Below are 26,107 nucleotides of genomic sequence, written 5' to 3'. Positions count from 1 at the left end.
GGAAGCTAAGACTCTCAGCGCCGATGGTACTGCAAGGGGGACCTTGTGGGAGAGTAGGACACCGCCGGACTCAACTTCGCAACACCAGGAAAGCCACCCTTCGGGGTGGCTTTTCTGCGTTTAACCCTCGCGGCGAACAACCCCAGTTCAGAGGCCGAATGCGACGGTAGGATTGACGTCGATGTCTGCCTCCTTCACCACTGCTGCCGGCGCCGATGTGCGCGTCCGCTTCTGCCCGTCGCCCACCGGTACGCCGCACGTCGGGCTCATCCGCACGGCCTTGTTCAACTGGGCCTACGCGCGTCACACCGGCGGCAAGCTCGTCTTCCGCATCGAAGACACCGACGCGGCACGTGACAGCGAAGAGAGCTACGCGCAGATCATCGACGCGCTGCGGTGGCTCAAGCTCGACTGGGATGAAGGCGTCGAGGTCGGCGGCCCCCACGGGCCCTACCGGCAGTCCCTGCGCCATGACATCTACCAGGACGTCATCGCCCAGCTCAAGGAGAAGGGGCTGCTGTACGAGAGCTTCGTCACCCCCGACGAGATGGAGGCCCGGAATGTGGCCAACGGTCGCGATCCGAAGCAGGGCTACGACAACCACGAGCGGGAGCTGTCTGACGCGCAGAGGGAGGCATTCACGGCGGAGGGTCGAGTTCCTGCGCTGCGTCTTCGCGTCCCCGATCGAGATCTGAGCTTCGACGACCTCGTGCGCGGCGAGATCACGTTCCCGGCCGGCTCGTTCTCGGACTTCGTCGTGGTGCGGCCGAACGGCATCCCGCTCTACACGTTCGTGAACCCCGTCGACGACGCGTATATGGGCATCACGCACGTGCTGCGCGGCGAGGACATCCTCTCGTCGACGCCCCGGCAGATCGCGCTGTACGAGGCGCTGTACGAGATCGGCATCGCGAAGTTCATCCCGCGCTTCGGGCACTTGCCCTACGTGATGGGCGAGGGCAGCAAGAAGCTCTCGAAGCGCGACCCTGAGGCGAACCTCTTCCACCACCGCGACAACGGATTCATCCCCGAAGGGCTCGTCAACTACCTGGCGCTGCTGGGCTGGTCGCTGTCGCACGATCGCGACGTCTTCTCTCTCGACGAGATGGTCGCGGCGTTCGACGTCGAAGACGTCAACCCCAACCCCGCGCGGTTCGACCACAAGAAGGCGGAGTCGATCAACGGCGACCACATCCGTCTTCTCGACGCGCGGGATTTCGCAGCACGGCTCGTGCCGTACCTCTCGGGCGTGCTCTCCGACCCGCCCACCCAGGCGGAGCTGGCCGTGCTCGAGCAGGCGGCGCCTCTCGTCCAGGAGCGCATGCAGCTGCTCGGTGAAGCTCCCGGGCTGTTGAGCTTCCTCTATACCGCCGACGACGCGATCACGTACGACGCCGACGCCATGAAGGGGATCGGCGACGGTGCCGGCGATGTTCTCCGCGCCTCCGTCGAGACGCTCTCTGCGGTCGCCGAGTGGACGCACGAGTCGCTCGAGGCGGCGCTGCGCATCACGCTCGTCGACGGTCTCGGTCTCAAGCCGCGGAACGCCTTCGGGCCCCTCCGCACGGCTCTGTCAGGCCGTCGAATCAGCCCACCCCTGTTCGAGTCGATGGAGATCCTCGGCCGCGAGTCGACGATCTCCCGCCTCGAGAAGCTGGCCGCCTCGCTGTGACAAGCGAAGCTCCCGAGACCGTCTACGACGTCGCCGTCATCGGGGGAGGGCCCGCCGGGCTGAGCGCGGCGCTCAACCTCGTGCGTGCGCGTCGACGGGTGCTGCTGATCGACAGCAATCGCCCGCGCAACTCGGCGACGCTTCTCTCGCACGGCTTCCTGACGCGCGACGGCATCTCGCCGCTCGAGCTGCGACGCCTGGGGCGCGAGGAGTTCCTCGGGTACGAAGGTGCCGAGCACCGCATGACGATGGTGCAGAGCGTGACTGCTGGGCCCGATGGATTCGTTCTGGACTGCGAGCTGCGGAAGAAGACCAGTCGCGCGGTCGCCCGCACTGTCATCGCCGCGACGGGGCTGCAGGAGACGCTTCCCGACATCGCCGGCCTCCGCGCGTTCTACGGGACGAGCTACCACAGCTGCATCGAGTGCGACGGCTATGACAAGCGCGACCAGCCCATCGCCGTTATCGGAGAGCACGCCGACCTCACCCAGCGGGCGCTCCTCCTGTCGCAGTGGAGCGACGATCTCCTGGTGTGCACCAACGGCGCCGACGTCGTGACGTCGCTCGACGAGGAGATGCTCGACAGTCGCGGTATCGCGGTCGAGCGCCGCGTGATCGCCGAGATCGAGGGCGGCCGTGAGGGCGCGACGGGCATCCGCTTTGACGACGGCACCGTCGTCGAGCGCTCCGGCGGGTTCGTGCGGCCCAGCTGGTCGAGCGAGCTCGGCTACCTCGCGCCCCTCGGCGCAGACCTCGACGCCGACGAGCTCCTCGTGGTCGACGCACACGGCCGCACCAGCGTCCCCTCGCTCTATGCGGCCGGCGAGACGACCGGGCCCGGCCCGCAGCAGCTCATCGTCGCCGCGGGAATCGGGGCTGCCGTCGCCGCCACGATCAACCGCGACCTCGTCGGCGGTTTGAGTGACCTCTCGGATGCTGTAGAGTAGGTTCTCGGTTCCGAAAGGGGCCATGTAGCTTTCATTCTCCGTCGTATGTCACCGTTCGCGGAGTGTGAAATGTTGTGGGGTATGGTGTAATTGGCAACACGACTGATTCTGGTTCAGTTGTTCTTGGTTCGAGTCCAGGTACCCCAGCAATTTCGTTCCCCGTGCTTGACCGCTTAGCGGTCTTCGCGGGGAATTGTTATTGCGCCTGACTAGAAGGCCTTGCCGGGGTTCAGGGTGGCCTGCGGGTCGAGGGCGTTCTTCACCGCGGCGTGCATCGCGAGGACGCGCTCGCCCAGCTCGGCCCGGAGCCCGGGGAGCTTCAGCAGGCCGACGCCGTGCTCGCCGGTGACCGTGCCGCCGAGGTCGAGGCAGTCCGCGACGATGGTGTCGAACGCCTGCTTCGCGCGGGCCTTGGCGACCTCGTCGCCGACGGGGGTGATGATGAGCGGGTGCAGATTGCCGTCGCCGGCGTGCGCGATGTTGGCGATGGTGACGTCATGCCGGCGAGCCGTCTCCTGAATCCGCGCCAGCATCGTCGGCACCGCCTTGCGCGGTACGCAGATGTCTTCGGTGAGCACCGGCCCGAGCCGCTCCAGGGCAGGATAGGCGAGTCGCCGGGCCAGGAACAGGCGAGTGATCTCGTCCGGGTCGGTCGCTCGCTCGACGTCGGTTCCTCCGGCCGCCGTGAAAATGCTCTCGACGCGGTCGGCGAGCTCGTCACCGGCGGCCCCGCGTTCGTCGATGCGGCAGAGGAGGAGGGTGTCGACGTCATCGGGCAGGCCCAGGTGCTGCCACTCGTCGACAGCGACCAGACAGGTGTGGTCGATGAGCTCGAGGGCGGCGGGGATGATGCCTGCGCGCGAGATCTCGGCGACGGCAGTTCCTGCGGCCTCGAGTGACGGGAAGAAGCCGATCACAGCGCGTTCGTCGCGCCCGGAGAGCGGCAGCAGCTTGACGGTCACCTCGGTGATGACGCCGAGCGTTCCCTCGGAGCCGACCAGCAGGCCCGTCAGGTCGTAGCCGGCGACGCCTTTGGCCGTCTTGCGGCCGAGCGTCACGACCTCGCCGTCGGCCAGGACGACTGTCAGGCCGAGCACGTAGTCGCGGGTGACGCCGTACTTGACGCAGCAGATGCCGCCGGCGTTGGTGGCCGCGTTGCCCCCGATCGTCGAGATCGCCGAGCTGGCGGGATCGGGCGGGTACCAGAGGCCGCTCTTCGCGACCTCGGCGCGAAGCGCGTCGTTGATGACGCCGGCCTGCGTCACGGCGTAGCGCTCGTCGGTGTTGACCTCGAGCACGCGGTTCATGCGCTCGAGGGAGACGACGACCGAACCGGGGAGGGCGTTCGCTCCGCCCGAGAGGCCGGTTCCTGCGCCCCGAGGCACCACGCGCACCCCGTGCTCGCCTGCCCAGCGCACGACTCTCGCCACGTCGTCGGTCGACTGGGCGAGCACGACGGCCAGCGGTGCGGTGTACTCGGCCCACTCCGCGTCGTCATGGCTGTAGCGCTCGAGGCTGCCGGCGTCGGTCAGGATCTGGTCGGCAGGGAAGACCCGGTGAAGGGTGCGGACTGCTGTGTCGGTGTCGGTCGTTGTCGTCACGCCGCCACGCTAGACCGGTTTCTTCGACCCGAGCCGGGACGGCACCGCCTGCGGGAGGGCAGGCGAGCCGACGCGGTGCCCGCTAGGCGGCGAGTGCCAGGCCGGAAGGGTTCTCGGCGGGTGTGCCGTCGGGGGTCGTGCCGGTATCGGGGTCGACCTCGACGGGGTGGGGGACGGATGTGGGCTTGGGGTCGCTCACTCGGGCTCACCGCCCGACGTGGTGTCGCTGTCCTGCTCGGGATCCTCCGTGGCGTTGCCCGTGGGCGAGCCGTCGCCCAGCTCGTCGGTGTGCTTCTTCTGGTCGTCGTCGGGAGTCGTGGAGCCGTCTGCTGGAGTCATTGGGGTGACGCTACGCCGGTCGGGGATCTGCCCGAAGGGGTTGACAGCGCTTCCGGGCTGCTACGCCCAGCCTCCGAGGTAGGCGGCCAGCCGGGGCTCGCCGGTCAGGGGCTCTGCCCAGTCCCCGGGCTCGGTCCGGGTGACGAACAGGGGCTGGCCGGGCCAGCGCCCGTGGCGGAGGCGAGCCCGTCGACTGTCGACCCGGATCACGACGGTGCCATCGCCCCTCGCGAAGTGCACGCTGCCGAGCTCGCCGGTGCCCACCGTCTCCACCGCATCGATCAGGGCGGTCGCGTCGTGGATGCGGACGGGGGAATCGAGGGAGATCTCGACTCGGGCCTCCGACGCGTTCGTCGACACTCGCGGGTCGGCTCCGAACAGCCCGGCGTGCTCGGCCGGCACGACGACGTGCGCCCGCGGCAGCGCCGTCAGCACGCTGTCGACGCAGACGAAGGCGCGGGCGGGCGACGAAGCGGAGGCGAGGGTCACGACGACGTCCGGTCGCGGGCCGATCACGGCGAACCCCGCCGAGCCACGTACCGGGACGGTCGACGCGAGCGTCAGGGTCTCGGCGTTCTTCTCCCGGAGGCGGTCGGCCGAATCGCGCCCCGCCCAGTCGGCCCCGTCGTGCCACGCCACGGCGTCCGGCTCATGGGCGAAGAGAGCGCCGGCGTTCCAGGCGCGATGCGCCCACTCCCAGTCCTCCCCGCCGTACTCCGTGAAGCTCTCGTCGTAGCCGCCCACCTGCTCGAAGAACCAGCGGCTGCAGGCGGTGACGGCCCCGATGACGAAGCGGTACGAGCGGGAGTCGGAGTCGAGCAGGTCGCGGCAGCCGACGTAGGCCGCTCGCAGCCACTCGGGCTCCGGCAGGGCAGCCGCGGGGCCCGCCGCCTCGATCGGCTCGCCGACCGGTGTCGACGAGAAGTCGGCGTGACGGCGACGGCCGACCGCGACGGTCTCGGGAGCGAGGGCCACCAGCCGCGTCAGCCGGGCTACGTACTCCGGCTCGGGCGAGGTGTCGGCGTCGAGGAAGCAGAGGATGTCGCCGCGCGAGGACCGCACGCCGAGGTTCCGGGCGGCCGCCAGACGGAAGCCGTCATCCTCCTGCCGCACGACCCGGACCCCGTCGGCGACCACGGGCGCCTCGGGAGACCCGTCGTCCACGACTACCACGTCGAGCAGCTCGGCGGGGTAGGTCTGGCGCGCCAGAGCGGCGAGGGTCCGGTCGAGCTCGGCCTGCTGCCGGTAGTAGGGCACGACGACCGACACCGACGGGAGCACGGCGGGTCGCTCGCCGGCCAGGAGGTCCCACCGGTTGCCCGGGAGACCGCGGCCGAACGGCGCGGGGGCGGTCACCGGCTGAGGCCCGCGAGGCTGCGGGCGCCTGTGAACCGCTGGGCGTCGTCGAGCTGCTGGGCGTCCCCGGGCTGCTCGGTGCTGTCGAACGGCTCGGTGCTGTCGAACCGCTCGGGGTCGTCGAACCAGCGCAGGTACGACGTCGCCGTGTCGGCGAGGTGGGGTCGCGTGACGGCCGCCTCGTCGAGCCACGTCGAGGCGGGGTCCTCGAGTGCGCGTCCGATGGCGTCCGCCCACCCGCGGTCGGGGTCGACGAGCGTCAGGGTGCCGGGGCGGAGCGCGTCCATTTCGCGCGAGTAGCGCGTCGCCGGCACGAGGGGGCGTCGACCTGCGGCGATCCAGGTGGCGAGGGACCCCGACGCTGAGACATGCCGGTGGGCCGCCACCGGCACGGATGCCCGACGGCACCGCTCGCGCAGTGCCTCGTCGTCGAGCCAGCCGCTCAGCTCGAACGGCACGCCCCGATCCCTAGCCGACGCGACGAGCTCCTCGAGCTCGCGTTCGTGGCCGGCGGAGGCGCGTCCGAGCATGCCTACCGTGACGGGCCGGCCGAGGTCGGGGGCCGTGACGCCCCGGCCGAGCTCGGCGACCGCGTCGACCATCTCGGCGTGGCCCTTGCCCGGGTAGAAGAACCCGACGATCGCGACGCTGCCGTCAGGCTCGGGGCGCGGCCGCGGGTCGACGCCCCTCGACAGCACCGGGAGGGGGATCACCCCGACGGGAGTTCGCGAGCCGCCCGAGTGCTCCTCGAGCAGGGCGGCCTCGTGCCGGCTGTTGACGACGACCGCCTCGGATGCGGCGACGACCCGCGCGTAGCAGGCGGCCCGGCGTGCGAGGTTGCGGGGGCCGTCCGATGGCTGGGGGAGGTCGTGGAGAGTCACGGTCACCGCGGTCCGCCGGGCCAGCTCGGCGATCCGCTCGGCTGCGGCCTCAGGAGAGCTGCCCCAGAGGCGGTCGGTGAAGTGCAGGTGCGCGCGAGCCGGCGGAGTCGGCCCGTCGAGACCGTCCACGCCGATCGAGGGGTCCGCCCCGACCAGCCTCGCGATGTCTGCGGCGACCTGGCGCGCGTAGAGGGCGACGCCGTGATGCGCCTCGGGTGTGACCACGAGCGCAGGAACTGCCCCGACGCCGACCTTCCCCGCCGTCACGCCAGCCCCAGTACGCCGAGTGCCTCGCCGTGCCGAGCGAGGCCGGCCTCGACGACATCGGGATTGTCGGCGTACCACCGCAGGTGCGCCTCCCGGACCTCGGTGCCGTCGACGGAGCGGCCGCCGACGACCCAGTCGTCGGTCGGCTCGTCGTCGAGGCCCCACGCCTCGATGACCGCGGCCTCGCGGGGAGCGTGGATCGAGGTCAGGACGGGGCGCCCGGGGTCGCCGGCCGGGCCGGGCAGGCCGATCGCCTCGCGGACTCGCTGGGCGACGGCGGTCCAGACGGGGTTGCCGGGATGGTTGAGGGTGCGCATCTGCGCGAACGACGGGCGCTCGAAGAGGTCGGAGACGGGCACCGTCGCATGGGCGGCCTCCCGCCGGCGGAGCTCGCCGAGGGAGAGCTCGGCGATCGCCCGGGTCGCGACGGCGTCGACTGCGGGAGCAGTGCTCAGCCCGGCAGCCTCGGCGAGGATCCGGAGGTCGTGGTACTCGACCAGCGGCGGGGTGAGCGACGGATTCGTCGGGGGCCGGACGATGGCGTGCGCCGGGTAGAGCCCGGCGAACCTGATCACCGGCACCCTCACGACCATGGCTCCGGCCGGAAGGCGACCGGACAGCTGCGCCGACCCGAGGGGGAGGCCGTGGTAGCCGTCGCGGATCGGCTGGGTGATGAGGACCGAGGCGCGGGAGAGCCAGCGCTCGAGGTGCGGGAGATCGGCGGCGACGAGCTCGTGGACGGCGGGCATGCGGACGGAGCGCAGCCCCTCGCCGAGGAAGAGCCGGAGCGACTCGGCCTGGCAGTTGCCGACGACGAGGGCGACCGGGGCGTCGCCGGGGAGGTCGGTGATCCCGTAGAAGTCGCCGTAGTGCAGGGTCCGCGGGTCTGCTGCGTCGACGACTGTCACGGTTGCTCCTCGGGTGGCCGCGTCGCGCGCGGGTCGATCCATCATGGCCGGTCCGCTGCTCGACGCGCCCGGCGGGCGACCGAACCGGGGTACAACGGGCCGCTCGACAGCCCCCGGGGGCTAGCTTGAGCACAGGCCGCCCCCATCGGCCCATCCTTCCCATCGACGCAGGCCGTCACGAGGGCCCGTCGAGTCGCCCCGGCTCACCGCATCACCGCCGAGGAGGCGACCCATGAAGACAGCGACCGCGCTTGCCGCACCACCGGAGCGCATCCGCGTTCTCTCCGTGCCCGCGGGCCATCCATACGTCCGCCATCTCTCCGCCGAGCAGCGTGACGACGCCGTCGCCCGCCTCGTCGATCCGGTCCGCGAGGGCGCGGCGCCGGGTCAGTGGTGGCCGCCGGTTGCCTTCGACCCGTCCTGGCTGCGCGCGCACGCCGACGAGTACGACCTCGTGCACCTGCACTTCGGCCTCGAGTCGTTCTCCCTCGCGGAGCTGGACGGTGTCGTCGCGGCGCTCCGCGATCTCGGGAAGCCGCTCGTCTACACGGTCCACGACCTCGAGAACCCGCAGCTCGTCGACCAGTCCCATCATCTCGCCCAGATCGGGAAGCTCGTCACGGCGGCGGACGTGCTCGTCACGCTCACGCCGGGCGCCGCCGATGAGATCGAGTCGCGATGGGGCCGCCGGCCGCTCACCGTCCCGCACCCGAACGTGTTCCCCCTCGATGGCGAGATCCCGGTCGGTGCGCCGTCCGTTCCGGTCGTGCTCGGCATGCACCTGCGCGACATCCGCCCGAACATCGACGCCGTGGTCGCGGTCGAGACGCTGCTCGCGGCGCTCGTGCGGCTGCGCGTGCGCGGAATCGACGCCGTCGCCCGAGTCTTCGTCAACGACCGCGTCCGCGACTCCCGCTCCCGCGACCGCGTGGTCGCTCTCGTCGCCGGCCATCCGGGTGCGACGCTCCTCGAAGGGCCGCGTCTGTCGGACGACGAGCTCGCGGACTCCCTCGCCGATCTCGACGTCGCCGTCCTGCCCTACGGTCACGGCACGCACTCCGGCTGGGTCGAGCTCTGCTTCGACCTCGGAGTCTCGGTCGCAGGCCCGCCGGTCGGGCACCTCCGCGACCAGCACCCCGAGTCGTTCGCCGAGTTCGCGCGCGATGACGCCGCGGCACTCGCCGACGCCGTCGAGCGTCTCCTCGCGGACGGAGCCACGCGCCCCGGGTCGGCGTCCCGCCGCGCGCTGGTCGCACGGAGACGCGAGGATCGCGGGCGACAGCGCATCGACATCCAGCTCGCCCACCGGGCGGCCTACGAGTCGGCCGGGGCCAGCGCGTGACCCGCCCCCGGCTCCGTATCGCCGTGATGGCGCCCATCCGCTACCCGATCTCGCAGCCCCACGCCGGAGGCCTCGAGTCGTCCGTGTGGAACGAGGTGCGGATCCTCCGCGCCCGCGGACACGAGGTGATCCTCTGCGCAGTCGAAGGCTCGGACTTCCTCGAGCAGTCCCCGAGCGAGTTCGTCCTGCCCGCCCTCCACTGGGACGACCCGAGCGAAGCCACCGACACCACCTATCCGGCCGGGTACCTGGAGCGCGCCCTCCCCGCCGTGGGTCGAGCGCTCGAGTACGTCCAGCGCACTCCCGGCCGCTTCGACCTGGTCGTCAACCACTGCCTGCACGGTCTGCCGCTCGAGTGGGCCGATCGCCTCGGCGTCCCGATGGTGTCGACCCTGCACACCCCGACCCTCCCGTCGCTGCTCGAGGCGAACGCCTCGTGCTCCGAGCCGCGAAGCGCGTTCCTCGCTGTCAGCGACCACACCGCCGCCGAATGGCGGGCGGAGGGCATCGAGGCGACCGTCGTGCCGAACGGCGTCGACACCGACGTCTGGCGCCTCGGCTCAGGCGGCGGCGACTTCGTCTGGACCGGCCGCATCGTCCCCGAGAAGGGCACCCACCTCGCCCTCGAGGCCGCTCGCATCGCTGGCCGCCGTATCGTGCTCGCCGGTCGCATCGGCGACAGCGACTACTTCGAGCGTCTCGTCGAGCCGCAGCTCGGTGCCGACGCGGTCTACGCCGGAGTGCTCGGGGCGCAGGAACTGGCAGCCCTCGTCGGCCGAAGCGCCTGCGCGCTCGTCACCCCCGTCTGGCAGGAGCCGTTCGGCCTGGTCATCGCCGAAGCGCTCAGCGCCGGCACCCCCGTCGCCGCCTTCCGCACCGGCGGCATCCCCGAGGTCGTCGGGTCCATCCCCGGCACCGCCCTCGTCGACATGGGCGACGCGTCGGCGCTCGCCGCGGCGGCGACCGCGCTCGCCGACGCCACCGCGGCTCGACCCGGCGTGCGCGCGAGCATCCGGGCCGCGGCCGAGGCCCGCTTCTCGCTCCACCACCGGGTCGAGCGTCTCGAAGGCATCTACGGCGACCTCATCCACGACTTCGACCGGGCGGCGGTCCTCGCGTGACGGTCGTGGGCTGGTACGTCCACCATCACGGGGCCGGGCACCTCACCCGCTTCCTCGCCGTCCGGCCGCACCTCGACGCCGAGATCGCGGTGCTGAGCTCCCTGCCGGCACCGGCGGTCCTGCCTCCCCGGACCACGTGGACCGTCCTCCCGCGCGACGACGAGCCCAGCGTGCGTCCTGACGGAACCGTGCGGCTGCCCCAGGACTCCTCGCCGACGGCCAGCGGGCTCCTGCACTGGGCGCCGCTTCGCCACGCCGGCCACACGGCGCGTCTCGCGGCCATCGCGCAGTGCATCGCCGAGCGCGACCCCAGCGCCTTCGTCGTCGACGTCTCGGCTGAGGTCACGCTCTTCGTGCGCCTCCTGGGTGTGCCCATCGTCCTGATGACCCAGCCGGGCGAGCGGAGCGACGAGCCGCATGCGCTGGCCTTCCGGGCCGCGGAGCGCATCGTGGCGCCGTGGCCCGACGGCGTGCACCCCGCGGGGCCGCTCGACGCGGTGCGGGGGGCAGTCCGCTGGGTCGGCGGCGTGTCCCGGTACGACGGCCGCGGAGACAGCGACGTCGAGCCCGGACACGTGGTGGTTCTCGGAGCTGCCTCGGCAGGGCAGGTCGCCGCTGCGGCGGCGGCGACCCCGACGGCCCGGTGGACGACGCTCGGCGGCCCCGGCGGCGTGTGGGCGGACGAGCCGTGGGACTTCCTGCGCCGGGCGGAGATCGTGGTGTCGGCGGCCGGACAGAACAGCGTGGCCGATCTGGCTGCCGTCGGCGCCCGGGCCGTGATCGTCGCGCAGGATCGGCCCTTCGGCGAGCAGGCCGCCACCGCGCGCGCCCTCGCCTCGGCGGGGCTGGCCATCGTCGTCGACGCGTGGCCCGAGGCCGAGGACTGGCCCGCCCTGCTCGAGCGGGCCCGAGAGCTCCGGCCGGAGTGGGAGCGGTGGCAGACGGCCGGCGCCGCCCGTCGCGCGGCCGACGTCATCGCCGAGGTGGCCGAGTGAGCGCGCCGTCGCTCGACGCTCAGGCAGTCGTCGTCGTGACGATGTGCTCGGAGGCGCGGCTGCGACACGTCCGAGCGCAGCAGCGGCTGCTCGAGGAGTGGGCGCCGGAGGCCGGCCGTGTCGTGGTGTGGCTGGACGATGCCGAGGCTCCTCCCTTCGACGGCGCCATCGTCGTGCGGGTGCCCCCGGGCCAGCACGGCCTCCGTCTGGCGGCCGGTCGCAACGCCGGCGCCCGAGCGGCGATCGAGGCGGGTGGACGCGTGCTCGTGTTTCTCGACGCCGACTGCGTTCCCGGCCGATCGCTCGTGGGCTCGTACGCCGAGGCGGCCGCTCGACTGCCGGAGGCGCTCCTGGTCGGCGCCGTGACGTATCTCGCCGAGGGGGTCGGGGTCGGCGACGGCTCACGACTCGACGAGCTCACGAGGCCGCACCCGGCGCGACCGGCTCCGGCACCCGGGACGCTGTCGCGCTCCGGCGAGTACTCGCTCTTCTGGTCGCTCTCGTTCGCCGTCACCGCCGCGACCTGGGAACGCGTCGGCGGGTTCGACGAGGCGTACGAGGGCTACGGCGGAGAGGACACCGACTTCGCCTACGGCGCGAGGGACCTCGGCGTTCCGCTCGTCTGGGTGGGCGGCGCCGACGCGTACCACCAGCATCACCCGACCTCGTCGCCGCCGTGGCAGCACCTCGACGACATCCTCCGCAACGGCCGCATCTTCGCCCAGCGGTGGGGTGCCTGGCCCATGGGCGGCTGGATCGACGCGTTCGCCGACGCGGGGGCCATCGTGCCGTCGGCGTCGCGGGGCTGGGTGCGGGCCGCCGGCTGACCCTCGGTCAGAACGACTGCCGTTCGCGCTCCTGGGCGACGACGGCCTCCCGGTCGGCCAGTCCGCGGAGCCCCGCGAGCGGCTGGGCCATGCGGTGGTTGCCGGCGAGGTGGCCCTCGTTGCGGTCGAGGAAGGCCCAGTAGCCCGCGGTGTAGGGGCAGGCGTCCGGGCCGAGCCGCTTCGACGGCGTGAACCGGCAGCCGCCGCAGAAGTCGGTCATGCGGTTGATGTACGCGCCACCCGAGGCGTAGGGCTTGGTCGCGACGATCCCGCCGTCGGCGTGCTGCGACATCCCGACGACGTTCGCCGGCATCACCCACGGCGTGCCGTCGACGAACATGTCGATGAACCACCGGTTCAGCTCGGCCGGGTCGTAGCCGCGCTGGAGCGCCCAGTTGCCCAGGACCATCAGCCGCTGGATGTGATGCGCCCAGCCGTGGTGCCGGACGCCGTCGACCGCGTGGTGCAGGCAGTTCTCCTCGATCGCGTCGGGTGCCAGCTGCCAGAACGCCTCCGGCAGCGGAGTCGTCGCGTCGAGGGCGTTGCGCGTGACGGCGTAGTCCTCGCCGAGGTACCAGTAGAGATGCCACACCCAGTCGCGCCAGCCGGTGATCTGCCGGACGAATCCCTCGACGCTCGCGAGGGGAGCCGTGCCGCGGGTGTGCTCCGCGGCGACCCGCTCGACCACGGCCATCGGGTCGAGCAGACCGAGATTGAGGGGTGCGCTCAGGAGGGAGTGCGCCATGGTCCAGTCGCCGGTGAGAGTGGCGTCCTCGAACGGGCCGAAGTCGCCCAGCCGGACGTCGATGAAGTCGTCGAGCGCGGCCTCGGCCTCGGCGGCCGTGACCGCGAACCGGCGAGGGCCGTCGTCGCCGACGAGCTGCACGCTGCCATCGGCCTGCCAGGCGTCGAGATCGCGGCGAACCTCGTCGTCGATGTCGTCCTCGGTCGGCCACCACGGCTCGGGAAGCCCCAGCGTGACCGCGCCCTTCGGCGGTGCCGCTCGGTTGTCGTGGTCGTAGTTCCAGCGCCCGCCCGCCGGCTGGTCGCCCTCCATCAGCAGTCCGGTGCGCTCGCGGACGGTCCGGTAGAAGTCGTCGAGCAGGAGCCGCTTCCCGGCGCGGGCGTCGGCCCACTCGCGGAAGACCGCCTCGGAGGTGACGAACCCCCTCGACTCGAGCACGCGCGCCCCCGTCGACCGGACGAACTGCCGAGCCGCCCAGGACGGCGGGTCGACGACCTCCAGGTCGGAGCGATCGTGCAGGCCGCCCGTGGCGATCAGGGCCTCGTCGTAGTCGTCGACCCGGTGGTACTCGCAGCGGTCGCCGAGCTCGCGCGCGCGGTGCCGCAGGGCGCTGAGGAGCAGGTGGGCCTTGGCGCGATGGATGGGCCTGCCCGCGATGAGCGACTTCGCCTCGATGAGCAGGATCCTGCCGCCGTCGTCGAAGAGGGGGCCGAGCTGGCCCGAGAAGAGCCACCTCGTCATGGTGTCGTCGGGTTCCTGGGAGCGGGATGCCATGGCGTGTACGGTATGCGCTCTCTGCTGAGCGGCACGGGGTACGCGCTTCTGCCAACTGACCGGGTAACCAGGCCAGTCCGGGCGGCGATGGCCGGCGCGACCTACCGTCGACCCCACGCGGACACCCCGTGCGTGCGAACACCCAGCAGAGGAGCACCCCATGGCCCAGGCCATCGAAACCGTCGACGTGAACGTCCCCGTGTCCGTCGCCTACAACCAGTGGACCCAGTTCACCGAGTTCCCGAAGTTCCTCGACGAGGTCGAGTCGATCGACCAGGTCACCGACACCCTCACCGTCTGGCGGGTCAAGGTCGGGCCCGTCGAGAAGCAGTTCGAGGCCGAGATCACCGAGCAGCACCCCGACGAGCGCGTCGCCTGGAACTCCACCGGCGGCGAGGTCGACCACGCCGGCGTCGTCACGTTCCACAAGCTCAGCGACACCGAGACGCGCCTCACGGTGCAGATCGACTGGGAGCCCACCGGATTCCTCGAGAAGGTCGGGTCGACCCTCGGCGCGGACAACCACGCCATCAAGAAGGACCTCCAGAACTTCAAGGAGTACATCGAGTCGAAGGGCTCGGAAGACGGCGGCTGGCGCGGCGACGTCGAGGCCTGACCCCGCGCGATAGCGTGGCGGCGTGGCCTCCTTCGTCGTCCTGGTGAACGGGGTGCCCGGCGCCGGCAAGACGACGCTCTCGGCCGAGCTCGGTCGCGTGCTGGCGGTACCCGTCGTGTCGAAGGACGCCGTCAAGGAGGCGCTGGCTGACGCGGTGGACGCCGTCTTGCCGACCAGCCCCCTCGGCGCCGTCGCGTCAGACGCCATGTGGTCGATCGCGGCCCTGGTCGACGGAGCGGTCGTCATCGAGTCGTTCTGGTTCGCCGGGCGCGACGACGCGTTCCTGGCCGCAGGCCTGCGTACGGCAGGTGCCATCCGCGGCGTCGAGGTGTGGTGCGAGGCCCCGGTCGACGTGATGCGGATGCGGTTCCGGACGCGGGCCCGTCACGCCGCCCACGACGACGCCGCGCGGACTGCCGAGTGGGAGGTCTTCGCGCAGGCGGCGGCACCGCTCTCGGGCTTCCCGGTCGTCCGGGTGGCGACCGACGGGCCCGTCGACGTGGCCGCGCTTGCGGCAGCGATCGACAGCGTGAGGGGCCGGAGCGACGGCTAGACACCCTCGTCCGGCCCCTTCGCCGGCACGCGGGGTTCAGCGGCCCAGGTGCGGCTATGGCACCAGCACCCAGGCCGTCGCGTCCTGCGCCAGCGTCGGCCCGGCCGTGCCATCGCTCGACACGAGGATCTCGCCGTCGACGCCTATGGGCGACGTCCCGAAGTTCGAGACCACGCGCACCGAGCCGTTCGTGAACCCGAATCCGTCGGCGTCCCACGCGAGCGATCCCGAGCCGAGGCCGTACCGGGCTCGCAGCTCGAGGGCCGTCCGGTAGAGGGAGTACGTCGAGGAGGGGTCGTCGACCTGCTGGTCGGCGGCGAGCGGTCCGTACGAGTCGGGCTGGGGCAGCCAGACGTCGGCGCTCGGGCCGAAGCCGAACGCGGGGGCGTCCTTCACCCACGGCAGCGGGATCCGGCAGCCGTCGCGGCCTGCCTCGGCGCCGCCGGTGCGGGCGAACGTCGGGTCCTGTCGCACATCGCCGGGCAGCTGAGTGGCTTCGGGCAGGCCGAGCTCCTCGCCCTGGTAGACGTAGGCCGAGCCGGGCAGGGCGAGCATCATCAGCGTGGCGGCGCGGGCGCGGCGCAGGCCGAGGGCGGCGTCGGGCTGCTCGTCGTCGGGTGCGATGCCGTTGGGCCACGAGGTCGGGTCGGCGAGGCCGAAGCGCGACGCGTGCCGCACGACGTCGTGGTTCGAGAGCACCCAGGTCGTCGGAGCCCCGACCGACTCGTTGGCCTCGATCGACTGGTCGATCACGGCGCGGAGGCGCGCGGCATCCCAGCCGGCGACCATGTACGGGAAGTTGAAGGCCTGGTGCATCTCGTCGGGGCGCACGTAGCGGGCGAGCCGCTCGGGCGGCGACACCCAGGCCTCCGCGACGAGCAGCCGGTCGCCGTCGTACTCGTCGAGCACGGCATGCCAGCGCCGATAGACGTCGTGCACGCCCTCCTGGTCCCACATCGGGCCGGTGTCGCCGGCCGGGACCTTCTCGCGGTCGTCGATGTCGGGCAGGTTCTCGGCCTTGATCAGCGCGTGCGCGACATCGACCCGGAACCCGTCGACGCCGCGGTCGAGCCAGAAGCGCAGCACGTCGTCGAAGAAGTCGGCGACCTCGGGGTTGGTCCAGTCGAAGTCGGGCTGCTTCGTGTCGAACAGGTGGAGGTACCACGAGCCGTCGGCGATGCGCGTCCACGCCGGGCCGCCGAAGTTCGACTGCCAGTTGTTCGGCGGAAGCTCGCCCTGCGCGCCGCGGCCCTCGCGGAACACGTAGCGCGCGCGTTCCTGCGAGCCCCGCTCCGCCGCGAGTGCGGCCCTGAACCAGGCGTGCTCATCAGACGAGTGGTTCGGCACGAGGTCGACGACCACCCGGATTCCCACTTCGTGGGCAGTGCGCAGGAACTCGTCGAAGTCGTCGAGCCCGCCGAACAGGGGGTTCACGTCGCAGTAGTCGGCCACGTCGTAGCCGGCATCGGCCTGCGGAGAGACGTAGAACGGCGAGAGCCACACGGCGTCGACGCCGAGCTGCCTGAGGTAGGGGATCTTGGACGTGTAGCCCGGGAAGTCGCCGATCCCGTCGCCGTTCGAGTCGGCGAACGAGCGCGGGTAGATCTGGTAGATGACGGCGTCGCGCCACCATTCGCGAGCCGTCTGGAGCTCGGTGGCGGTGTCGGCCAGGGGGAGGGTGCTCATCGTCGAGGGTCCTTCTGTGTCGGTCAGCCTCCGACACTAGTGAGAGACAACCGGTTGCTGCAACCGGTTGCACGCCTTAACCCAATCGGGTTACATTGACCTGGCACCAAGCACAGAAGCAGATGCGATCTCAATGAGGAGAAGGTATGAAAACCAGGCGATTTGCCGCCGTGGCCGGAATCGCGGTCATCGGATTGGCGCTGGCAGGCTGTTCCGGAGGGTCTTCGGGCGGTAGCGGCGGCGGGGGAGACGCGGCGGCGGGGCAGGACAGCAGGGGCCCCATCACGTTCGTCCAGGGCAAGGACAACAGCAACATCGTGCGCCCGACCATCGCACGATGGAACAAGGCTCACCCTGATGAGAAGGTCACCTTCAAGGAGCAGTCCGATCAGGCGGACCAGCAGCACGACGACCTCGTGCAGCACTTCCAGGCGAAGGACTCCGGCTACGACGTCGTCGACGTCGACGTCGTGTGGACGGCAGAGTTCGCGGCCAAGGGCTGGCTGACACCGCTCACCGGCAAGATGAAGGTCGACACGAGCGACCTCCTGCCCTCGACCGTCGCCACTGCGACCTACAACAAGGTGCTGTACGCGGCACCGCAGTCGTCGGACGGCGGTCTGCTCTACTACCGCAGCGACCTCGTGAAGACCCCGCCGAAGACGTGGTCCGAGATGATGGGCATGTGCACCATCGCCAAGGCGAAGGACATGGGCTGCTACGCGGGCCAGTTCGCCAAGTACGAGGGCCTGACCGTCAACACGGCCGAGGCCGTCAACGGTGCCGGCGGATCGATCCTGGCCTCGGACGGCTCGACCCCCACGGTCGACACCGCCAAGGCGAAGGCCGGCCTCCAGAACCTGGTCGACGCCTTCAAAGACGGCAACATCCCCGCCGAGGCCATCACGTACCAGGAGGAGCAGGGTCGTCAGGCGTTCGAGGCCGGCAAGCTGCTGTTCCTGCGCAACTGGCCCTACGTCTACTCGCTCGCCAAGACCGACGGCTCGTCCAAGGTGAAGAACGACTTCAAGGTCGCCCCGCTTCCCGGCGTCGACGGAACCGGCGCCTCGTCGCTGGGCGGCCACAACGCCGCGATCAGCGTCTACTCGAAGCACAAGGCGACGGCGCACGACTTCCTCGAGTTCCTGGAGTCGGAGCAGACGCAGAAGTTCTTCGCCACGAAGGGCTCGCTGGCTCCGGTCATCGCGAGCCTCTACACCGATCCGACGCTCGTGAAGCAGCTGCCGTACCTCCCGACGCTGCTCACCTCGATCCAGAACGCCGTGCCCCGCCCGGTCACGCCGTTCTACCCGGCCGTGACGGCCGCCATTCAGGACAACTCCTATGCGGCCCTGAAGGGATCGAAGACGGTCGACCAGGCGATGACCGACATGCAGGCCGCCATCAAGGCAGCCGGCTGATCTCCTGATCCAGTGACGGGGCGGGAGAGTCCGACTCTCCCGCCCCGTCCCCTCCCTCTCACCTGATCCCGAAGCACCGCACTCGGCAAGGAGGCCCCGTGTCCGCTCTCACCGATCTTCCGAGCGATCTCGCTCGACCCCGCTCCACCCCGCCCCGCAAGAAGGGCGGTCTCAACGAGGCCCACGGCCGCTGGGCGTTCTACCTCATCGTCCCCACGGCGATCCTGCTGCTGATCGTGATCGGCTACCCGGTCGTCTCGGCCGTCGTCATGTCGTTCAAGAAGGACGCCGGTCTCGACGCCGCGACAGGGCTGTTCGTCTCGGGCGGGTTCGCCGGTCTCGCGAACTACGCGCACTGGCTGTTCCAGCAGTGCACCACCGCGGCCGGGACCGGAGCGTGCCCTCCCGGCACGATCGGCGCCGTCTTCTGGGAGGCCGTCGGCAACACGTTCTTCTTCACGGTCGTCACGGTCGTGCTCGAGACCGTCATCGGCGTGTGGATGGCCATCATCATGAACCGCAACTTCCGGGGCCGCGCCCTGGTGCGCGCGGCGATCCTGGTGCCGTGGGCGATCCCGACGGCGGTCACCGCGAAGCTCTGGTACTTCATCTTCGCCTACGACGGAATCCTCAACAACGTGCTCGGGACCCACATCCTGTGGACGTCGAGCGAGTGGGCGTCGAAGTTCGCCATCATCATCGCCGACACCTGGAAGACCACGCCGTTCATGGCGCTGCTCATCCTCGCCGGCCTGCAGCTCATCCCGGAGGACGTCTACGAGGCGGCCTCCATGGACGGCGCATCCACGCTGCAGCGCTTCTTCCGCATCACGCTCCCGCTGGTCCGTCCGGCGCTCATGGTCGCCGTGCTGTTCCGCGTGCTCGACGCGCTGCGCATGTACGACCTCCCGGCCATCCTCACCGGCGGAGGCGGTGGCGGCGGCAACGCGACCACGACCCTGTCGATCCTCGTCGTGCAGCAGATCCGAATAGGTTTCAACTCGGCATCAGCCCTCTCGACGATCACGTTCCTCATCGTCTTCCTCGTCGCCTTCCTGTTCGTGCGCTTCCTCGGCGCGAACGTGGTGCAGACGCAGGCGGCCCAGCAGAAGGGTGAGCTCAAATGAGCGTCGCCGTCGACCGACCCCGCAGCACCACCCGCGACCGCTCGCGCGACAACGACGTCGTCGCCGTCCGTGTGCGGAAGCACCGCGGTCCGCGGGCACGGACCCTCATCCAGGCCGCGATCATCACGATCTGGTGCCTGCTGCCGTTCTACTGGATGATCGTCACCGCCTTCCGCGACGTGGGCTACACGTTCGACACGAACCCGCTGCCGAGCCACGTCACCCTCGACAACTTCAAGACGGCCTTCTCGACCGAGCTGGGCAACCACCTCGGCCGGGCCCTCCTGAACAGCCTGTTCATCGGCGTCTGCGTCACGGCGATCGCCCTCCTGGTCGGCATCAGCGCCGCATACGCGCTGGCCCGCCTGGACTTCAAGGGCAAGTCGTTCATCGCCGGCGGCATCCTCGCCGCGTCGATGTTCCCCGGCGTCGCCCTGATCTCGCCCCTCTTCCAGCTGTTCACCGACATCCACTGGTTCGGGTCGTACCAGGCGCTCATCCTGCCGAGCATCTCGTTCGTGCTGCCGCTGACGGTCTACACGCTCACCTCGTTCTTCCGCGAGATGCCGTGGGACCTCGAGGAGGCCGCCCGGATCGACGGCTGCACGCGGATCCAGGCGTTCCGACGGATCATCCTGCCGCTCGCGGCACCGGCCGTGTTCACGACCGCGATCCTGGCGTTCATCTCGTCGTGGAACGAGTACCTGATCTCGAACCAGCTCTCGAGCGCGGCGACGCAGCCGGTCACGGTCGCCATCGCGCAGTTCGCGGGCAGCCAGCCGCACCAGGAGCCGTATACCGCCGTCATGGCGGCCGGCACCATCGTGACGATCCCGCTCGTGATCCTGGTGCTGGTCTTCCAGCGCCGCATCGTCGCCGGCCTCACCGCCGGCGGAGTGAAGGGGTAGCCATGGCACGCATGTCCCCGGCGAAGCCGACCGACGGCATCGACGGCCTCATCGGGTTCCTCGGCTTCTTCGGGGTCGTGCTGCTGGTCGCCACGGTCGTCTGCGAGCTCACGGGCAGGCCCGCCCTCGGCTGGGCCCTCGCCCTGCTCGCGGCGGTCGTCTGCATCCTCGTCGCCGTGCGGCGTCGAGCCGCTCTGCTCCGTCGTCCCGTGCGCGAGACGGCGGATCAGCTCGATCAGCAGTGACCGCTAGATTCATACCGTGAGCGGCATCCAGGAGATCGCGAGGGCGACGGGGCTGTCGAAGTCGACGGTGTCGAGAGCCCTCCGCAATCTCCCGAGCGTCGCCCCCGCGACCATCATGACCGTCCGGCGGGCGGCCGACGAGCTGGGCTACGTCCCTTCGTTGGCCGCCTCCGGCCTGGCCACCGGTCGCAACCACGCCGTCGGCGTCGTCGTGCCGGTCATCGACCGCTGGTTCTACATCCAGACGATCGAGGGCATCGACGCCGAGCTGCGGCGCGAGGGCTACGACCTCATCCTCTTCAACCTCGCGGGCCGCACCGGCAACCGCGAGCGGGTGTTCCACCGGTCGATCCTGCGCAAGCGGGTCGACGCGCTCGTGCTCCTCTCGCTCGTGTTCGACGACTCGGAGCGCGAGCAGCTCGAGCTCAGCGAGTACCCGACCGTCGTCATCGGCGGGCGTGCGCCAGGGGTGCGGCACATCGGGATCGACGACTTCGACGTGGCACAGAGGGCGACCCGGTACCTCCTCGGCCTCGGCCACCGGCGCATCGCTCACATCGGCGGTCTGGACGAGGCGGGAATGAACTTCCTGGTGCCGGGCGAGCGCCACGACGGCTACACCGAGGCGCTGAAGTCGGCGGGCCTGCCCCTCGTGACCGACTGGAGCCGCAACGGCGCGTACACCTTCGCCGGCGGGCACTCGTCGATGCGGAGCATCCTCGCCTCGGGTGACGTCCCGACCGCGGTGTTCTGCGCCTCCGACGAGATGGCCTTCGGTGCGATGCAGGCGATCCGCGAGGCCGGCCTGAGCGTGCCCGGCGACATCAGCGTCATCGGGATCGACGGCCACGTCTACGGTGAGACCCTCGGCTTGACCACCTTCGCGCAGGACCCCCGGGCCCAGGGCACCCGGGCCACCCGCGTGCTGCTGGGCGAGCTCGCCGGGCAGCCTCCTCAGCCGTGGTTCGAGCCGGAGCCCGTCACCTTCATCGATCGCGGCTCGGCCGGCCCCGTCGCCTCCTGAGAGGCCGCGGGCGCAGGAACTGCGAGACCCCGCCTAGCTCCGAGCCCCGGCCGCGTACCACGCCGCCAGCCGCGCGAACCCGTCGTCCAGTGACACCTCGGGCGTCCACTCCAGGTCGCGCCTCACCCGCCGCTGGTCGAACCAGTGCGCCGTCGAGAGCTGCTCGGCCAGGAACCGCGTCATCGGCGGCTCGTCAGCGCCGGGCCGCAGGCGCCAGGCCCGCTCGATCAGGGAGCCCGCCGCGAGGGCGACGCCCGCCGGCACGCTGCGGGTCGGCGCCGGGACGCCGGCCGCGCGGCAGATGCCGGCGAGGAGCTCCGCCACGGGCCGAGGCTCGCCGTTGGTCAGCACGTACGCGTTGCCGTGGACGGCGTCGACACGGGCGAGCGCTTGCGCGATGCCGGTGGCGGCGTTGTCGATGTAGAGCGTGTCGATGAGGGCCGTGCCGTGGTCGAGCAGCGGCAGCCGCCCGACACGGGAGCGCTCGACGATGCGGCCCACGAGCTGGGTGTCGCCGGGGCCCCAGACGAGGTGCGGGCGCACCGCGACGACGCGGAGCTCGGCGGAGTCGGCCCCGAGGGCGAGCAGCTCGGCAGCGGCCTTGGTGCGGGCGTACTCGCCGCGGGCGGCGCCGGGGTCGGCGGGCTCGGCGTCGACGCCGACGAGGGAGGAGCCGGCGTGGGCGACGGAGGGCGACGACACGAAGACGAAGCGACCGACGGCCGCGCGGCGGGCCCCCTCGACCAGAAGCCGCGTGCCGCCGACGTTGACCGTGTCGAACTCGGCGGGGTCGCCGGCCAGCGACACCTTCGCGGCGAGGTGCACGACGGCGTCGACACCGGCGAGGGCGCGCGCGACGGTCGCGGGGTCGGTGATCGTGCCCGCGAGTTCCTGCGCACCGTCGATGCCGGCCGGTCGACGCTGGAGCGTGCGCACCTCGTCGCCCCGGCGGAGGAGCTCGGTCGCCACTGATCGCCCGAGCAGGCCGGACGCCCCCGTGACGAGGACCCTCATCGGCCGCCCGCGAGCACCTCGCCCGCCCACTCGCCGAGGGCGGTCCGGTCGATCTTGGAGTTGTGGCGCACGTCGGTCGGCAGCTCCGGCACGGTCAGCACGGCGGCGACCGAGACGCCCGCGGCGCTCCGGACGACCGACGAGATCGCGGGCCCGGCGAGCCCGGCACGGGCCGCACGCGGCGTGGTCTCGACGACGGCGACCACCTGCTGCGTGCCCTGCGGGCCGGTTCCGACGACGGCGGCGCGCACGACGGCCGGCACCGACTCGATGCGCTGCTCGGCGGCGACCGGGGTGAGAGCGCCTTCGGGCGTGGTGATGACGTGGGGGAGCCTCCCCTCGACCCAGAGGCGACCCGAGGCGTCGAGGTGGCCGACATCTCCGGTGCGGTGCCAGCGCTCGCCGGCCGTGACCCCGCGACGCGAGGCCCGGTCGGTCAGCCAGAGCCGGTCGTAGTGGTCGAACAGGTGCGGCGCCGAGACGACGATCTCGCCGGTCACGCCCGCCTCGTCGGATGGCGTGCCCGTCGCGGTGCCGTCGGCGTCGAGGGCGCTGATGCGAACGCGGACGCCCGACGTCGGGGTTCCGACGCAGACGCCGTTGCCCGGCTCGAGCCCGTCGAGGCTCACGTCGGTGAGCAGCAGGCACTCCGTCATCCCGTAGGGGGTGTGCGCGCTCGCCGCGGGCATGAGCCGCTGCGCCTTCTCGAGCAGGGCGGCCGAGACCGGGGCCCCGGCCGAGAGGAAGGTCTGCACGCGGTCGAGCGCCTGCCGCCGCCCGGGCGACAGGCCGTCGGAGGTCGCGACGACGTTGGCCAGCGCCGCCGGCGAGAGGAACACCACGGTGGCGTCGATCTCGGCTGCCGCGGCGGCGACCGCGTCGGCGGTCAGCGTCTTCGGGTTCGTGACGTCCATGTCGGGCGTCACCGAGCGGGCGCCGAGCGCGGGCCCGAGCAGGGCGAACGGGGCGAACCCGGCGACGATGCCGGTCTCGGAGCCGACGTCGTACGTGTCGGCGAGCACGGAGCAGACGGCGGCGAGCTGTGCGTGGGTGTACGCGACGCCCTTCGCCGGGCCGGTCGAGCCGGAGGTGAACAGGATCGCCGCGGGGTCGCTCGCCGCCGGCATCGAGGGCATCGGGCCCGCGTCGGCCGCCCCGATCGACTGCAGCTCGGGCAGCGAGTGCTTGACGTCGAGAGCGGCGGCGGCTGCGGCAGGCAGCGCCTCGGTCGAGATCTTCTGGCCCGGCCAGCCGAACGCGCGCGCCGCCGACAGCCCCGGGAGCGCGCCGATCAGGTGCTGCGGATAGGCGCCGCGGACCGCGCGGGTCAGTCCCTTGGCCCCGAGCCCCGCATCGGCGACGACGACCACCGCGCCGATGCGCAGGCAGGCGTAGAGCACCGCCGTCAGGTCGGCGCCCGGAGGCACTAGCAGCGACACCCGGTCACCCGGGTTCACACCGGCGAGCACGAGGCCCTTGGCGAGGCGTTCCACGCGCCGGTTCAGCGAGCGCCACGACACGGTCGCGCGGGGAGGCCGGTCGGCGGCGGCCATCTCGACGACGGCCGTGGCGTCGGAGGTGCGGCGGGCGTCGAGCGGCGCGAAGAGGGTGGTGGGGGCGGCGGGGGCGAGTTCCTGCGCTTCAGGCCTCTCGGCCGTGCCGGCGAAGCGGTCGTCGAGCCAGGTGAGAGCGGCGGCGGCGAAGTCGACGTCTTCGGCGATCAGGTGGCCCGCGCCCTCGAAGCGGTGCACGTCGGCGTGCGGCAGCCGGTGCACGAGGTCGTCCAGGTAGCGGTCGCTGAAGATCGGGTCGCGGGGGCCCCAGAGCATCAGCGCAGGAACTCGCAGCCCCGCGACGGCCTCGGCGATCCGTCGGCGCTCCGGCTCGCTGACGTGGCCCGCGTCGGCGGGGATGTCGGCGACGAATCCGCCGATGCCGCCTCGGCGCCGCGCTCCGCGGTACGGCGCCCGGAAGGCGTCCTTGACGTCGACGTCGAGTGCCGGATGCGCCAGCGCGAGGGTGGTCTCGAGGAACGCCGACGTGGTCACCGTCGCGCGGCCGAGCACACCGCGACCGAGCGCGAAGCGCAGGGGCGCTGGGATCTTCGACGACTCCGGCTGGTGGATCGCCGTGTTGAGCAGCATCGATGCGGCGAGCAGGTCGGGGTGGTCGACGGCCCAGCCGAGCGAGATGATGCCGCCCCAGTCGTGGCCGAACGTCACCACGGGGCCGGAGAGGCCGAGCTCGTCGGTCAGGTCGCCGAGGTCGCCGACGCGGCGGGTGAGGTCGCGCTCGACGCCGGTGCGCTCCGAGAAGCCCATGTCGAGCTGGTCGACCGCGATGACGCGCCAGGCCGTGCCGCCGGCCAGCGCCTGGTCGGCGGCCTGGGCGACGAGGGAGCGCCAGAGGTACGACCAGGTGGGGTTGCCGTGCACGCAGAGCACCGTGCCGACCGGCTCGATGCCGTTCGCCGCGAGAACCGGCCCGCTGTCGAGGACGTGCCACGTGCGCGACGCGGCCGTCACGAGCCGAGAGAACTCCGACCGCATCCCGGGCAGGCCCGGCGGCGGCAGCTGGGCGGGAGCACTCGTCCTGGCCGCGCCCGGGAGCCGGGAGGTCACCAGGCGAGCTCGGTCATGGCCGTGTTGATGCCGGACCCGACGCCCATCAGCAGCACGCGGTCGCCGCGGTTCAGCGACTTCTGCTCGTGCGCGAGGGTGATCGGGATGGACGCCGAGCCCACGTTGCCGAGGGTCGGGTACGTGAGCGGCACGCGGTCGCGGTCGATGCCCGCCGACTTCACGAGGTCGGCGGTGTGGATGTCGGAGACCTGGTGCATGACGTAGCGGTCCATGTGCGACCAGTTCCACTCGGTCGACGCGTCGCGCCAGGCCTGCACCACGAGCTCCATGCCGTGCTTGAGCAGGCCCTTGGCGTCGGTGAACATGCCGTTGACCGTGCCGACGCAGAGGTCGTTGTACTGGCTGGCCGAGCGGGTGATCCCGCCGAGGATCCGATGGCCCTCGGGGTGCCTGTCGGCCCGGCCGAGCACCGCCGCCGCGGCGCCGCTGCCGAGGGTGAGCGACGCGAACTCGCTCATGAAGTCCTTGCGCGCGATGTCGCCGTTAAGGAGTCGGTCGACGGTGTTCGACTGCACGTCGTCGAAGTCCTCGCCATCGATGACGATTGCGTACTCGACCTGGCCGGCGTCTATCAACGTCGCGGCGAGGTTCATGCCGTTGACGAAGCCGAGGCACGCGTTGGCGATGTCGAAGTTGGTGGCGGCCGATCCGAGTCCGAGACCGTCATGCAGGTGCACGGCGACCGATGGCTCGAGGTTGCGGCGGGTGATCGACGTGTTGATCAGGAGCCCGACCTGGTCGGCGCGGATGCCGGCCTCGTCGAGGGCGCGCTTGCCGGCGATGATCGCCGCCTTCTCGAACGTCTGCGTCTCGCCCCAGTTGCGGCGCTCGAGAACCCCCGCGACCCGCTGGAGGAGACCCCTCGGAAGCTTCAGGCGCTTGAGGACCGGCTGCAGGCGGCGGTCGAGCTCATCGGACGTCGTCACGCGGTCGGCCAGTTCGCTCGTCACGGAGAGAAGAGCGACGTTCTTGTGCCGCGTGTTTGCATTTCCGTCCAACGGAACTCCCTATCCAGTTGTCGCAGGCGCTTTTGTACCCGTTCGAGTGTACGACCGCGTCGACTGGATGGATGCCGGGTGTCCCCCGGGGAGATATT

23 protein-coding genes, 1 tRNA gene and 1 rRNA gene are annotated in these 26,107 nt (G+C 71.4%); 15 read left to right on the top strand and 10 right to left on the bottom strand.

Features of this window, described 5'->3' with window-relative positions; translation table 11 throughout:
* The 4 genes from rrf to AC07TY_RS11470 form a co-directional block, all read left to right on the top strand.
* Positions 1-70, top strand: a 5S ribosomal RNA gene (gene rrf / locus AC07TY_RS11485); the annotation flags it as partial.
* Between the two features lie 111 nt (positions 71-181).
* The gene (gltX, locus tag AC07TY_RS11480) at positions 182-1,672 is read left to right on the top strand and encodes a glutamate--tRNA ligase (protein WP_494785429.1); all 1,491 of its coding nucleotides are present in this window, start codon (positions 182-184) and stop codon (positions 1,670-1,672) included.
* On the top strand, positions 1,669-2,619 hold the full coding sequence (locus tag AC07TY_RS11475; protein WP_494785428.1) for an NAD(P)/FAD-dependent oxidoreductase: 951 nt from the start codon (positions 1,669-1,671) through the stop codon (positions 2,617-2,619). Before gltX ends, AC07TY_RS11475 begins: the two co-directional genes overlap by 4 nt.
* Positions 2,620-2,694: 75 nt before the next feature.
* Positions 2,695-2,766 (top strand) — tRNA-Gln (locus AC07TY_RS11470).
* Positions 2,767-2,828: 62 nt separating this feature from the next.
* On the opposite strand, the gene AC07TY_RS11465 is transcribed toward AC07TY_RS11470, so the two are convergent.
* From AC07TY_RS11465 to AC07TY_RS11445, 5 genes are all read right to left on the bottom strand, one after another.
* Entirely contained in the window at positions 2,829-4,220 is a 1,392-nt protein-coding gene (locus AC07TY_RS11465) for an FAD-binding oxidoreductase (protein ID WP_494785427.1), read from the bottom strand.
* Positions 4,221-4,415: 195 nt separating this feature from the next.
* Positions 4,416-4,559 carry a hypothetical protein gene (locus AC07TY_RS11460; protein ID WP_494785426.1) on the bottom strand — a complete coding sequence of 48 codons (144 nt, stop codon included), beginning with the start codon at positions 4,557-4,559 and terminating at the stop codon, positions 4,416-4,418.
* A 60-nt stretch (positions 4,560-4,619) separates the two neighbouring features.
* Positions 4,620-5,915 (bottom strand): glycosyltransferase family 2 protein, encoded by a 1,296-nt coding sequence (locus AC07TY_RS11455; protein ID WP_494785425.1) that lies wholly within the window; start codon positions 5,913-5,915, stop codon positions 4,620-4,622.
* Entirely contained in the window at positions 5,912-7,063 is a 1,152-nt protein-coding gene (locus AC07TY_RS11450; RefSeq protein WP_494785424.1) for a glycosyltransferase family protein, read from the bottom strand. The genes AC07TY_RS11455 and AC07TY_RS11450 overlap by 4 nt, the downstream gene beginning before the upstream one ends.
* Positions 7,060-7,971 carry a WcbI family polysaccharide biosynthesis putative acetyltransferase gene (locus AC07TY_RS11445; protein WP_494785423.1) on the bottom strand — a complete coding sequence of 304 codons (912 nt, stop codon included), beginning with the start codon at positions 7,969-7,971 and terminating at the stop codon, positions 7,060-7,062. Before AC07TY_RS11445 ends, AC07TY_RS11450 begins: the two co-directional genes overlap by 4 nt.
* A 232-nt stretch (positions 7,972-8,203) precedes the next feature.
* Between AC07TY_RS11445 and AC07TY_RS11440 the strand changes: the two genes are divergently transcribed.
* From AC07TY_RS11440 to AC07TY_RS11425, 4 genes are read left to right on the top strand one after another with little or no spacing between them, the layout of a single operon-like run.
* Complete coding sequence (locus AC07TY_RS11440) at positions 8,204-9,313, top strand: glycosyltransferase (protein ID WP_494785422.1); 1,110 nt, start codon at positions 8,204-8,206, stop codon at positions 9,311-9,313.
* Entirely contained in the window at positions 9,310-10,434 is a 1,125-nt protein-coding gene (locus AC07TY_RS11435; protein ID WP_494785421.1) for a glycosyltransferase, read from the top strand. The genes AC07TY_RS11440 and AC07TY_RS11435 overlap by 4 nt, the downstream gene beginning before the upstream one ends.
* Positions 10,431-11,429: a glycosyltransferase gene (locus AC07TY_RS11430; protein WP_494785420.1), complete on the top strand. Its 999-nt coding sequence runs from the start codon at positions 10,431-10,433 to the stop codon at positions 11,427-11,429. Before AC07TY_RS11435 ends, AC07TY_RS11430 begins: the two co-directional genes overlap by 4 nt.
* On the top strand, positions 11,426-12,256 hold the full coding sequence (locus tag AC07TY_RS11425) for a glycosyltransferase family 2 protein (RefSeq protein WP_494785419.1): 831 nt from the start codon (positions 11,426-11,428) through the stop codon (positions 12,254-12,256). Before AC07TY_RS11430 ends, AC07TY_RS11425 begins: the two co-directional genes overlap by 4 nt.
* Positions 12,257-12,263: 7 nt before the next feature.
* On the opposite strand, the gene AC07TY_RS11420 is transcribed toward AC07TY_RS11425, so the two are convergent.
* On the bottom strand, positions 12,264-13,775 hold the full coding sequence (locus tag AC07TY_RS11420; protein WP_494785418.1) for a cryptochrome/photolyase family protein: 1,512 nt from the start codon (positions 13,773-13,775) through the stop codon (positions 12,264-12,266).
* 160 nt (positions 13,776-13,935) lie between these two features.
* Here AC07TY_RS11420 and AC07TY_RS11415 point away from each other — a divergent pair, with 160 nt between their 5' ends.
* Together AC07TY_RS11415 and AC07TY_RS11410 are read left to right on the top strand one after the other, a co-directional pair.
* On the top strand, positions 13,936-14,391 hold the full coding sequence (locus AC07TY_RS11415; RefSeq protein ID WP_488625502.1) for an SRPBCC family protein: 456 nt from the start codon (positions 13,936-13,938) through the stop codon (positions 14,389-14,391).
* Positions 14,392-14,413: 22 nt separating this feature from the next.
* Complete coding sequence (locus tag AC07TY_RS11410) at positions 14,414-14,944, top strand: P-loop nucleotide/nucleoside kinase family protein (protein ID WP_494785417.1); 531 nt, start codon at positions 14,414-14,416, stop codon at positions 14,942-14,944.
* Between the two features lie 54 nt (positions 14,945-14,998).
* Here the strand turns inward: AC07TY_RS11410 and AC07TY_RS11405 are convergent, their stop codons facing one another.
* Positions 14,999-16,630 carry a glycoside hydrolase family 13 protein gene (locus AC07TY_RS11405; RefSeq protein ID WP_488625504.1) on the bottom strand — a complete coding sequence of 544 codons (1,632 nt, stop codon included), beginning with the start codon at positions 16,628-16,630 and terminating at the stop codon, positions 14,999-15,001.
* Positions 16,631-16,776: 146 nt separating this feature from the next.
* Between AC07TY_RS11405 and AC07TY_RS11400 the strand changes: the two genes are divergently transcribed.
* The 5 genes from AC07TY_RS11400 (at position 16,777) to AC07TY_RS11380 (ending at position 21,355) form a co-directional block, all read left to right on the top strand.
* Entirely contained in the window at positions 16,777-18,051 is a 1,275-nt protein-coding gene (locus AC07TY_RS11400; RefSeq protein ID WP_123506473.1) for an ABC transporter substrate-binding protein, read from the top strand.
* Positions 18,052-18,149: 98 nt separating this feature from the next.
* Positions 18,150-19,178 (top strand): carbohydrate ABC transporter permease, encoded by a 1,029-nt coding sequence (locus AC07TY_RS11395; RefSeq protein ID WP_370454098.1) that lies wholly within the window; start codon positions 18,150-18,152, stop codon positions 19,176-19,178.
* On the top strand, positions 19,175-20,086 hold the full coding sequence (locus AC07TY_RS11390; RefSeq protein ID WP_123506472.1) for a carbohydrate ABC transporter permease: 912 nt from the start codon (positions 19,175-19,177) through the stop codon (positions 20,084-20,086). Before AC07TY_RS11395 ends, AC07TY_RS11390 begins: the two co-directional genes overlap by 4 nt.
* Before the next feature lie 2 nt (positions 20,087-20,088).
* The gene (locus AC07TY_RS11385) at positions 20,089-20,331 is read left to right on the top strand and encodes a hypothetical protein (RefSeq protein ID WP_494785416.1); all 243 of its coding nucleotides are present in this window, start codon (positions 20,089-20,091) and stop codon (positions 20,329-20,331) included.
* A 16-nt stretch (positions 20,332-20,347) separates the two neighbouring features.
* Positions 20,348-21,355 (top strand): LacI family DNA-binding transcriptional regulator, encoded by a 1,008-nt coding sequence (locus AC07TY_RS11380; RefSeq protein WP_494785415.1) that lies wholly within the window; start codon positions 20,348-20,350, stop codon positions 21,353-21,355.
* Positions 21,356-21,388: 33 nt separating this feature from the next.
* Here the strand turns inward: AC07TY_RS11380 and AC07TY_RS11375 are convergent, their stop codons facing one another.
* From AC07TY_RS11375 to AC07TY_RS11365, 3 genes are all read right to left on the bottom strand, one after another.
* Positions 21,389-22,369, bottom strand: a complete 981-nt coding sequence (locus AC07TY_RS11375) for an NAD-dependent epimerase/dehydratase family protein (RefSeq protein WP_494785414.1) — start codon at positions 22,367-22,369, stop codon at positions 21,389-21,391.
* A complete protein-coding gene (locus tag AC07TY_RS11370) occupies positions 22,366-24,918 on the bottom strand; it encodes an alpha/beta fold hydrolase (RefSeq protein WP_494785438.1) in 2,553 nt (850 codons plus the stop codon). The genes AC07TY_RS11375 and AC07TY_RS11370 overlap by 4 nt, the downstream gene beginning before the upstream one ends.
* 68 nt (positions 24,919-24,986) lie before the next feature.
* Positions 24,987-26,009: a 3-oxoacyl-ACP synthase III gene (locus tag AC07TY_RS11365; RefSeq protein ID WP_123506467.1), complete on the bottom strand. Its 1,023-nt coding sequence runs from the start codon at positions 26,007-26,009 to the stop codon at positions 24,987-24,989.
* Positions 26,010-26,107 lie beyond the last annotated feature (98 nt).

The sequence above is a fragment of the Frondihabitans sp. GW821-FHT04F02 genome, assembly GCF_059420045.1.
This window is presented reverse-complemented; position numbering and strand designations above follow the sequence as displayed.

Excerpts from the sequence above, each read along its gene's own strand:
- AC07TY_RS11405 (WP_488625504.1), bottom strand. The coding sequence starts at position 16,630 with ATGAGCACCCTCCCCCTGGCCGACACCGCCACCGAGCTCCAGACGGCT.
- AC07TY_RS11390 (WP_123506472.1), top strand. The coding sequence starts at position 19,175 with ATGAGCGTCGCCGTCGACCGACCCCGCAGCACCACCCGCGACCGCTCG.
- AC07TY_RS11460 (WP_494785426.1), bottom strand. The coding sequence starts at position 4,559 with ATGACTCCAGCAGACGGCTCCACGACTCCCGACGACGACCAGAAGAAG.
- AC07TY_RS11375 (WP_494785414.1), bottom strand. The coding sequence starts at position 22,369 with ATGAGGGTCCTCGTCACGGGGGCGTCCGGCCTGCTCGGGCGATCAGTG.
- gltX (WP_494785429.1), top strand. The coding sequence starts at position 182 with ATGTCTGCCTCCTTCACCACTGCTGCCGGCGCCGATGTGCGCGTCCGC.
- AC07TY_RS11370 (WP_494785438.1), bottom strand. The coding sequence starts at position 24,918 with ATGCGGTCGGAGTTCTCTCGGCTCGTGACGGCCGCGTCGCGCACGTGG.
- AC07TY_RS11420 (WP_494785418.1), bottom strand. The coding sequence starts at position 13,775 with ATGGCATCCCGCTCCCAGGAACCCGACGACACCATGACGAGGTGGCTC.
- AC07TY_RS11385 (WP_494785416.1), top strand. The coding sequence starts at position 20,089 with ATGGCACGCATGTCCCCGGCGAAGCCGACCGACGGCATCGACGGCCTC.
- AC07TY_RS11440 (WP_494785422.1), top strand. The coding sequence starts at position 8,204 with ATGAAGACAGCGACCGCGCTTGCCGCACCACCGGAGCGCATCCGCGTT.
- AC07TY_RS11415 (WP_488625502.1), top strand. The coding sequence starts at position 13,936 with ATGGCCCAGGCCATCGAAACCGTCGACGTGAACGTCCCCGTGTCCGTC.
- AC07TY_RS11400 (WP_123506473.1), top strand. The coding sequence starts at position 16,777 with ATGAAAACCAGGCGATTTGCCGCCGTGGCCGGAATCGCGGTCATCGGA.